Source organism: Yersinia canariae, assembly GCF_009831415.1.
Lineage (GTDB): Bacteria > Pseudomonadota > Gammaproteobacteria > Enterobacterales > Enterobacteriaceae > Yersinia > Yersinia canariae.
This window is the reverse complement of record NZ_CP043727.1, coordinates 4701505-4710154: the sequence shown is the minus strand read 5'-3', so window position 1 is coordinate 4710154 and position 8650 is coordinate 4701505. Positions and strand designations below refer to the sequence as shown.

Below are 8650 nucleotides of genomic sequence, written 5' to 3'. Positions count from 1 at the left end.
TTCTTTTAATTAAGGGCGATCCTAAGCTGCTTGGTCGATCGTCTAAACTTGAGTAGAATCCCCCACCCCAGGGCAAACACAGAAATTCGCATAACGGCGAGGTGCAGTACCATGTTTTATCCAGATCAATTTGACGTCATCATCATTGGTGGTGGCCATGCCGGCACGGAAGCTGCAATGGCAGCGGCACGCATGGGACGTCAGACCTTATTGCTGACGCACAATATCGACACACTGGGACAAATGTCTTGTAACCCAGCGATTGGCGGTATCGGTAAGGGGCATTTGGTAAAAGAGATTGATGCTCTGGGCGGCTTAATGGCGATGGCAACTGACCAGGCCGGTATCCAGTTTAGGATACTAAACGCCAGCAAAGGGCCTGCGGTAAGAGCTACCCGAGCGCAAGCCGACCGTGTTCTGTATCGCCAGGCAGTACGTACCGCATTGGAAAACCAGCCTAACTTGATGATCTTCCAACAACCTGTAGAAGATCTGATTGTTGAAAATGATCGTGTGGTCGGTGCTGTGACCAAAATGGGATTAAAATTCCGAGCCAAAGCGGTAGTCTTAACTGTCGGCACTTTCCTTGACGGAAAAATTCATATTGGCCTTGAGAACTACAGCGGCGGTCGTGCTGGTGATCCACCATCAATCTCATTGTCACAACGTCTGCGTGAATTACCGCTACGTGTAAATCGCCTTAAAACGGGTACTCCACCGCGTATTGATGCCCGCACCATTGATTTTAGCCAATTGGCTCCTCAGCTTGGTGATACGCCAATTCCAGTATTTTCTTTCTTGGGAAATGCCAGTCAGCATCCTGAGCAAATGGCGTGTCATATCACATACACCAATGAAAAAACGCATGAAGTGATCCGTAATAACTTGGATCGCAGCCCGATGTATGCCGGGATCATTGAGGGGATCGGGCCACGTTATTGCCCATCTATCGAAGACAAAGTCATGCGTTTTGCCGATCGTAATTCACATCAGATCTTCCTTGAACCTGAAGGTTTGACGAGTAATGAGATTTATCCAAACGGCATTTCTACCAGCTTGCCTTTTGATGTCCAAATGCAGATCGTCCGCTCGATGAAAGGTCTTGAAAATGCACGTATTATTCGGCCTGGTTATGCTATCGAATACGATTTCTTTGATCCCCGTGATTTAAAACCTACCCTGGAAAGTAAATATATTCAGGGCTTGTTCTTTGCTGGGCAAATCAATGGCACCACCGGCTATGAAGAAGCAGCAGCTCAAGGGCTGCTTGCAGGCCTCAATGCGGGCCGTTTCGCTAATGATGAAGATGGATGGTCGCCTCGCCGTGATGAAGCTTACCTTGGCGTGCTGGTGGACGATTTAAGCACCCTTGGTACCAAAGAGCCGTACCGTATGTTTACCTCACGAGCTGAATATCGCCTCATGCTACGTGAAGACAATGCAGACCTACGTTTGACGGAAATGGGCCGAAAATTAGGGCTAGTCGATGATGTGCGTTGGGCTCACTTCAGCCAAAAAGTTGAGCAAATTGAGAAAGAACGCCAGCGTTTACGTGATATATGGGTTCATCCTCACTCCGAAAATGTATCTGAAATCAATGCGTTGCTGAAAGCGCCACTGTCAAAAGAAGCCAATGGTGAAGAATTACTGCGTCGCCCTGAAATCGACTATCGCTTATTAACAACATTACCTTCATTCGGCCCCGCATTAACGGATCCGCAAGCTGCTGATCAGGTTGAAATTCAAGTTAAATATGAAGGTTATATTGCTCGTCAGCAGGAAGAGATCGAAAAGCAATTGCGCAATGAGAATACATTGTTGCCTGTTGATTTAGATTATCGCCAAGTGTCTGGTTTATCTAATGAAGTTATTGCTAAACTGAATGATCACAAACCTAACTCAATTGGGCAAGCATCACGTATTTCAGGTATTACACCTGCGGCAATTTCCATTTTGCTGGTTTGGCTGAAAAAACAGGGGTTGTTACGTCGTAGCGCGTAACGATTAAACATTTGCCTGAGCCGCGCACGATAAGCGGCCAGGTAGATTTTAGCCCTAACTATTCAAACCACGGCTAAGCTAGATTATTCTTTCTCATACCGGCTCATTACATGCTGACAGAAGCTTTTTCAGTCAGAGGATATTGTTGTGTTAAAAAAATTAGATTCCCTGCTGAACGCGGCAGGTATTGCGTTACCCGATCAGCAAAAACACCAATTGATAGGCTATGTAGAACTGCTTCATAAGTGGAACAAAGCTTATAATCTCACCTCTGTCCGTGACCCTATGCAAATGCTGGTACGGCATATCTTGGATAGCATTGTTGTTAACCCGCACTTACAAGGTAACCGTTTTATTGATGTTGGGACGGGTCCTGGGCTTCCGGGAATACCTTTAGCTATTGTGCGCCCTGATGCACATTTCGTATTGCTCGATAGTTTGGGTAAACGCATTCGTTTTTTGCGTCAGGTTCAGCATGAATTAGGGCTAAGCAATATCGAACCGGTACAAAGCCGTGTTGAGGACTTTGCCGCAAAACCGGTATTTGATGGCGTAATAAGCCGTGCATTTGCATCCTTACAAGATATGCTGTCTTGGTGTCATCATTTGCCTGCCAAGCCCGGAGGGCGTTTTTATGCGCTTAAAGGGGTGAGGCCAGATGATGAATTGGCGATACTGCCTGATGGCGTCGTTCTCGAGTCAGTGATTCGATTGCAGGTGCCCGAGTTAGAGGGTGAACGTCATTTGGTGATTCTTAAGTCAAACTAACTTTGCTATTTATCAAAAAAATGTAATAAATCCTTACTTGAAGCAGGGGAATTTATCTTATTTAGTCGTTTTAATATTGGTGAGTATTTATTCGCAGGTTCTCTTACGGGAAGATTATATTTCACGTATTGTTTACAAAATCAGCGGTAAGAATTGACATCACTATATTTAATGCGGCGAAATAATCACCTTGGTCATTATTTTATCGGAGACATTGCACTTTTTATGTATCTGAAGTGTTGCCGGATTATTATCGGAAATGTCAACGGTAAGTTTTTACTAAGTAGATAAGTTGTTTGATAATGGTTTAAATTTAACATTATGATTTATAAAAGTTTTTAATGGCTCTTTTCGTTAAAGACAAAGAGAAGTCTTATAGGATATAAATTAGTTTGTTTTTAGTTATGTGATCAGTTCCACGCTTTATTGATAATAGTTGGAATCGTCAGACAATTAAATACGTGCTTTATTCCGAGGCTTTTCTTGTGAAAATAGCTCGAAAGAAGAAAATTTAAATAATTGTTCACCTTTTCGCTACTTATCGATTGAATTCGTTTGAGTGGCCCGTATAATTTGCTCGTTTTTTGCTGCTTGACTCAATGGGGTAAAAGGCAGTTTTATACCTCACTCAGCATACCTTTAGTGTGGTTCGGAGAGAACAAACGTCATGTCTGTATCCCTTTACAGTGGGAAAATTGCACGAAAGTTGCTGTTGTTGCAGTTAATGACTTTTGTTGTTCTCAGTGCTGTTTTTGGTTTTAAAAGCCTGGAATGGAGTGCTTCGGCTCTGGCAGGTGGGCTGGCAGCATGGTTACCCAATGCCGTATTTATGTTGTTTGCCAGTCGTCATCAGGCGAAAACAGCTGCTCCGGGTCGTGTTGCATGGTCGTTCGCCATTGGTGAAGGGTTAAAAGTTATCGTGACGATAATTTTGCTGATTGTGGCGTTAGGGTTGCTTAAAGCAGCATTTGCACCACTAGGCTTAACCTATTTAGCGGTGCTAATTGTGCAGATATTGGCACCGGCCGTGATAAGTGGCAACCGTACTTAACAGTTATCGTATTTAGCGGTTATCGCATTTAACTACAAAAGGGTAAGAGGCATCATGTCTGCATCAGGAGAAATCTCTACTCCAAGGGACTACATAGGACACCATCTGAATAACCTTCAGTTGGACCTGCGTACCTTTGAGTTGGTCAATCCCCAATCACCTGGCCCTGCGACGTTCTGGACGTTGAACATTGACTCTTTGTTCTTCTCTGTCGTGCTGGGGTTAGCTTTTCTGTTTATTTTCCGCAAAGTTGCGGCAGGTGCCACCAGTGGCGTGCCGGGTAAATTGCAGACAGCAGTTGAGCTCATTATCGGGTTTGTCGATAACAGCGTTCGGGATATGTACCACGGCAAAAGTAAAGTCATCGCACCATTAGCCCTGACCGTGTTTGTTTGGGTTTTATTGATGAACATGATGGATTTACTACCAATCGATTTACTGCCTCTCATCGGTGAACGTGTCTTTGGGTTACCAGCACTGCGTGTGGTACCTACGGCTGATGTGAGTATTACCTTGTCCATGGCATTGGGTGTATTCATCCTGATCCTGTTCTATAGCATTAAAATGAAAGGTGTAGGCGGCTTCGTAAAAGAATTAACGATGCAGCCGTTCAATCACCCGATATTCATTCCAGTTAACTTAATTCTGGAAGGTGTCAGCCTGCTGTCCAAACCGGTTTCACTCGGTCTGCGACTGTTCGGCAACATGTATGCGGGTGAGTTGATCTTCATCCTGATTGCTGGCCTGTTGCCGTGGTGGTCACAGTGGATGCTCAGTTTACCTTGGGCTATTTTCCACATACTGATCATTACGTTACAAGCCTTTATCTTCATGGTTCTGACGATTGTCTATCTGTCGATGGCGTCCGAAGAGCACTGATTTTCTTATAACACTACTGCGTTTTAACTGAAATAAACTGGAGACTGTCATGGAAAACCTGAATATGGATCTGCTGTACATGGCTGCCGCTATAATGATGGGTTTAGCGGCAATCGGTGCTGCGATCGGTATCGGCATCCTGGGTGGTAAATTTTTGGAAGGCGCTGCGCGTCAGCCTGACCTGATTCCTCTGCTGCGTACACAGTTCTTTATCGTCATGGGCCTGGTTGACGCCATCCCTATGATCGCTGTTGGTCTGGGTCTGTACGTGATGTTTGCTGTCGCGTAAGTAGAGTTTTCTCTACTGTGAACTACACCAAACTATTAACTTTTAAAGAGGCATTGTGCTGTGAATCTTAACGCAACAATCCTCGGCCAGGCCATCGCGTTTGTCCTGTTTGTCCTGTTTTGTATGAAGTATATATGGCCGCCGATTATGGCTGCTATCGAGAAGCGTCAAAAAGAAATTGCTGACGGTCTCTCTTCTGCAGAACGTGCCAAAAAAGATTTGGACTTAGCGCAAGCCAATGCGACCGACCAACTGAAGAAGGCCAAAGCAGAAGCACAGGTGATTATTGAGCAGGCAAGTAAACGCAAAGCTCAGATCCTTGATGAAGCTAAAGCAGAAGCTGAACAGGAACGTAACAAAATCGTGGCGCAAGCGCAGGCAGAGATCGACGCCGAACGTAAGCGTGCTCGTGAAGAGTTGCGTAAGCAAGTCGCGATGTTGGCTATAGCTGGCGCCGAGAAGATCATCGAACGTTCCGTGGATGAAGCTGCTAACAGCGACATCGTTGATAAACTGGTCGCTGAACTGTAAGGAGGGAGGGGCTGATGTCTGAATTTGTAACTGTAGCTCGCCCCTACGCCAAAGCAGCTTTTGACTTTGCTGTTGAGCACCAGGCGGTTGAGCGTTGGCAAGATATGCTGGCGTTTACTGCCCAAGTGACTCGCAATGAACAAATCGCTGAATTGCTTTCCGGTGCTGTAGCGCCAGAAACAATGTCTAAGACGTTTATTGCAGTCTGTGGTGATCAGCTCGATGAACCCGCACAGAACTTCATTCGAGTTATGGCGGAGAATGGCCGTTTACTGGTTCTTCCTGAGGTGTTGCAGCAGTTTATTCAACTGCGTGCCTCACTGGAGTCGACCGTCGACGTTGAAGTGAGCTCTGCGAGCCCATTGAACGACGAACAGCTGGCTAAAATTGCCGCTGCGATGGAAAAACGTCTGTCACGCAAAGTTAAGCTGAATTGCAAAATTGATAAGTCTGTAATGGCCGGCGTAGTAATACGTGCGGGCGATATGGTGATAGATGGCAGCGTTCGCGGTCGTCTTGAACGCCTGGCAGACGTCTTGCAGTCTTAAGGGGACTGGAGCATATGCAACTGAATTCCACCGAAATCAGCGAACTGATCAAGCAGCGCATTGCTCAGTTCAATGTAGTGAGCGAAGCTCACAATGAAGGTACTATTGTTTCCGTTAGTGACGGGATCATTCGTGTACACGGTCTGGCCGATGTAATGCAAGGCGAGATGATCGCACTGCCTGGCAACCGTTACGCAATCGCACTGAACCTGGAGCGCGACTCCGTAGGTGCTGTGGTTATGGGGCCGTACGCCGATCTTGCTGAAGGCATGAAGGTTAAATGTACTGGCCGTATCCTGGAAGTTCCAGTCGGTCGTGGCCTGTTGGGTCGCGTCGTCAATACTCTGGGTGAACCTATTGATGGTAAAGGTCCGGTAGAAAATGACGGCTTCTCAGCTGTTGAAGCTATCGCGCCTGGCGTTATCGAACGTCAATCCGTTGATGAACCTGTTCAAACTGGCTATAAATCAGTCGATGCCATGATTCCAATCGGTCGTGGCCAGCGTGAATTGATCATCGGTGACCGTCAGACAGGTAAAACTGCTCTGGCGATTGATGCGATCATCAACCAGCGCGATTCCGGCATTAAATGTGTGTATGTTGCTATCGGCCAGAAAGCCTCTACTGTTGCAAACGTAGTGCGTAAACTGGAAGAACATGGCGCGTTGGCGAACACCATTGTGGTTGTCGCTACCGCATCAGAATCTGCAGCATTGCAATACCTGGCACCTTACTCCGGTTGTGCCATGGGTGAATATTTCCGCGACCGCGGTGAAGATGCGCTGATTATTTATGATGACCTGTCTAAACAGGCTGTTGCATATCGTCAAATCTCCTTGCTGCTCCGTCGTCCACCAGGTCGTGAAGCTTATCCTGGCGACGTATTCTACCTCCACTCCCGTTTGCTGGAGCGTGCTGCGCGTGTTAACGCAGACTACGTTGAAGCCTTTACCAAGGGTGAAGTGAAAGGTAAAACCGGTTCTTTGACCGCATTGCCAATCATTGAAACTCAAGCAGGGGACGTTTCCGCGTTCGTTCCGACCAACGTAATTTCGATTACTGATGGTCAGATCTTCCTGGAATCCAGCCTGTTTAACGCCGGTATTCGTCCTGCGGTTAACCCGGGTATCTCCGTATCTCGTGTGGGTGGTGCAGCGCAGACCAAGATCATGAAAAAACTGTCCGGTGGTATCCGTACCGCTTTGGCACAGTATCGTGAACTTGCTGCGTTCTCCCAGTTCGCATCCGATTTGGATGATGCAACACGTAAACAGCTGAGCCATGGTCAGAAAGTGACCGAGCTTCTGAAACAGAAACAATACGCACCGATGTCTGTTGCGCAGCAGTCTCTGGTTCTGTTTGCAGCTGAACGTGGTTATCTGGGTGATATCGAGTTGGCGAAGGTAGGTAGCTTTGAAGCTGCGCTGTTGGCGTTTGCTGACCGTGAGCATGCCGAGCTTCTGCAACAAATCAACCAAACTGGCGCGTATAACGATGAGATCGAGGCAAAGCTGAAAGGCATCCTTGATACATTTAAGGCAACCCAGTCCTGGTAACGCTATGCGGCCTTGCTTTTCATTAGGAAAGCAGGCCGTCTGGCAATGAGGAGAAGCAGAAATGGCCGGCGCAAAAGAGATACGTTCCAAGATCGCCAGCGTGCAAAACACGCAAAAGATCACCAAAGCCATGGAGATGGTCGCCGCCTCCAAAATGCGTAAATCGCAGGAACGCATGGCGGCCAGCCGTCCTTATGCAGAAACAATGCGTAGTGTGATTGGTCACCTTGCGCTAGGTAATCTGGAATACAAACATCCATACCTGGAAGAGCGCGATGTTAAGCGTGTTGGGTATCTGGTGGTTTCTACAGACCGTGGCTTGTGTGGTGGCTTGAACATTAACCTGTTCAAAAGACTGTTAGCTGAGATGAAAGGTTGGTCTGAAAAAGGCGTTGAATGCGATTTAGCGCTGATTGGATCAAAAGCTGCATCTTTCTTTGGTTCCGTGGGCGGCAAGATTGTTGCTCAGGTTACTGGCATGGGAGATAACCCTTCCCTGTCAGAACTTATCGGGCCAGTGAAAGTGATGTTGCAAGCCTATGATGAAGGTCGTCTGGATAAACTGTATATCGTTAATAACAAGTTTATCAATACGATGTCTCAGGAACCACGGATCATGCAGCTGTTACCTCTTCCGCCAGCGGAAGACGGTGAGCTGAAGAGGAAATCCTGGGATTACCTGTATGAACCTGATCCTAAAGCACTGCTGGATACTCTCCTGCGTCGCTATGTGGAATCACAAGTTTATCAGGGCGTCGTTGAAAACCTGGCCAGCGAACAGGCCGCGCGAATGGTAGCGATGAAAGCCGCCACCGATAACGGCGGTAGTCTGATCAAAGAGCTGCAGTTGGTTTACAACAAGGCTCGTCAGGCCAGCATCACTCAGGAACTCACCGAAATCGTCGGGGGAGCCTCCGCGGTTTAACCAGGTTATTACCCTAAATAGTTCAGATTGCGGGAAGGCGGCAACTGAGCAAATCCCCAGGAGCTTACTCGCTAAGCAACTAGGGTGAGAGAAGGCAGCCAA

General features: G+C 47.1%; 9 protein-coding genes. All 9 read left to right on the top strand.

What is annotated here, in order from left to right; all coding sequences use genetic code 11:
• Window positions 1-111: 111 nt before the first annotated feature.
• The 9 genes from mnmG (at window position 112) to atpG (ending at window position 8548) form a co-directional block, all read left to right on the top strand.
• Window positions 112-2001: a tRNA uridine-5-carboxymethylaminomethyl(34) synthesis enzyme MnmG gene (gene mnmG / locus F0T03_RS21480; protein WP_145555347.1), complete on the top strand. Its 1890-nt coding sequence runs from the start codon at window positions 112-114 to the stop codon at window positions 1999-2001.
• A 147-nt stretch (window positions 2002-2148) separates the two neighbouring features.
• Window positions 2149-2769: a 16S rRNA (guanine(527)-N(7))-methyltransferase RsmG gene (rsmG, locus tag F0T03_RS21475; protein WP_159680590.1), complete on the top strand. Its 621-nt coding sequence runs from the start codon at window positions 2149-2151 to the stop codon at window positions 2767-2769.
• A gap of 667 nt (window positions 2770-3436) precedes the next feature.
• Window positions 3437-3820, top strand: a complete 384-nt coding sequence (gene atpI, locus F0T03_RS21470) for a F0F1 ATP synthase subunit I (RefSeq protein ID WP_145555345.1) — start codon at window positions 3437-3439, stop codon at window positions 3818-3820.
• A 54-nt stretch (window positions 3821-3874) separates the two neighbouring features.
• A complete protein-coding gene (atpB, locus tag F0T03_RS21465) occupies window positions 3875-4699 on the top strand; it encodes a F0F1 ATP synthase subunit A (RefSeq protein WP_145555344.1) in 825 nt (274 codons plus the stop codon).
• Between the two features lie 49 nt (window positions 4700-4748).
• A complete protein-coding gene (gene atpE / locus F0T03_RS21460; protein WP_004393045.1) occupies window positions 4749-4988 on the top strand; it encodes a F0F1 ATP synthase subunit C in 240 nt (79 codons plus the stop codon).
• 60 nt (window positions 4989-5048) lie between these two features.
• Window positions 5049-5519, top strand: coding sequence for a F0F1 ATP synthase subunit B (atpF, locus tag F0T03_RS21455; protein WP_004393038.1), 471 nt, complete (start codon window positions 5049-5051; stop codon window positions 5517-5519).
• A 14-nt stretch (window positions 5520-5533) separates the two neighbouring features.
• Window positions 5534-6067, top strand: a complete 534-nt coding sequence (atpH, locus tag F0T03_RS21450; RefSeq protein WP_004875721.1) for a F0F1 ATP synthase subunit delta — start codon at window positions 5534-5536, stop codon at window positions 6065-6067.
• Window positions 6068-6081: 14 nt separating this feature from the next.
• Complete coding sequence (gene atpA / locus F0T03_RS21445; RefSeq protein ID WP_004713914.1) at window positions 6082-7623, top strand: F0F1 ATP synthase subunit alpha; 1542 nt, start codon at window positions 6082-6084, stop codon at window positions 7621-7623.
• A 61-nt stretch (window positions 7624-7684) separates the two neighbouring features.
• The gene (gene atpG / locus F0T03_RS21440; RefSeq protein ID WP_004393031.1) at window positions 7685-8548 is read left to right on the top strand and encodes a F0F1 ATP synthase subunit gamma; all 864 of its coding nucleotides are present in this window, start codon (window positions 7685-7687) and stop codon (window positions 8546-8548) included.
• The last annotated feature ends 102 nt before the right edge of the window (window positions 8549-8650 follow it).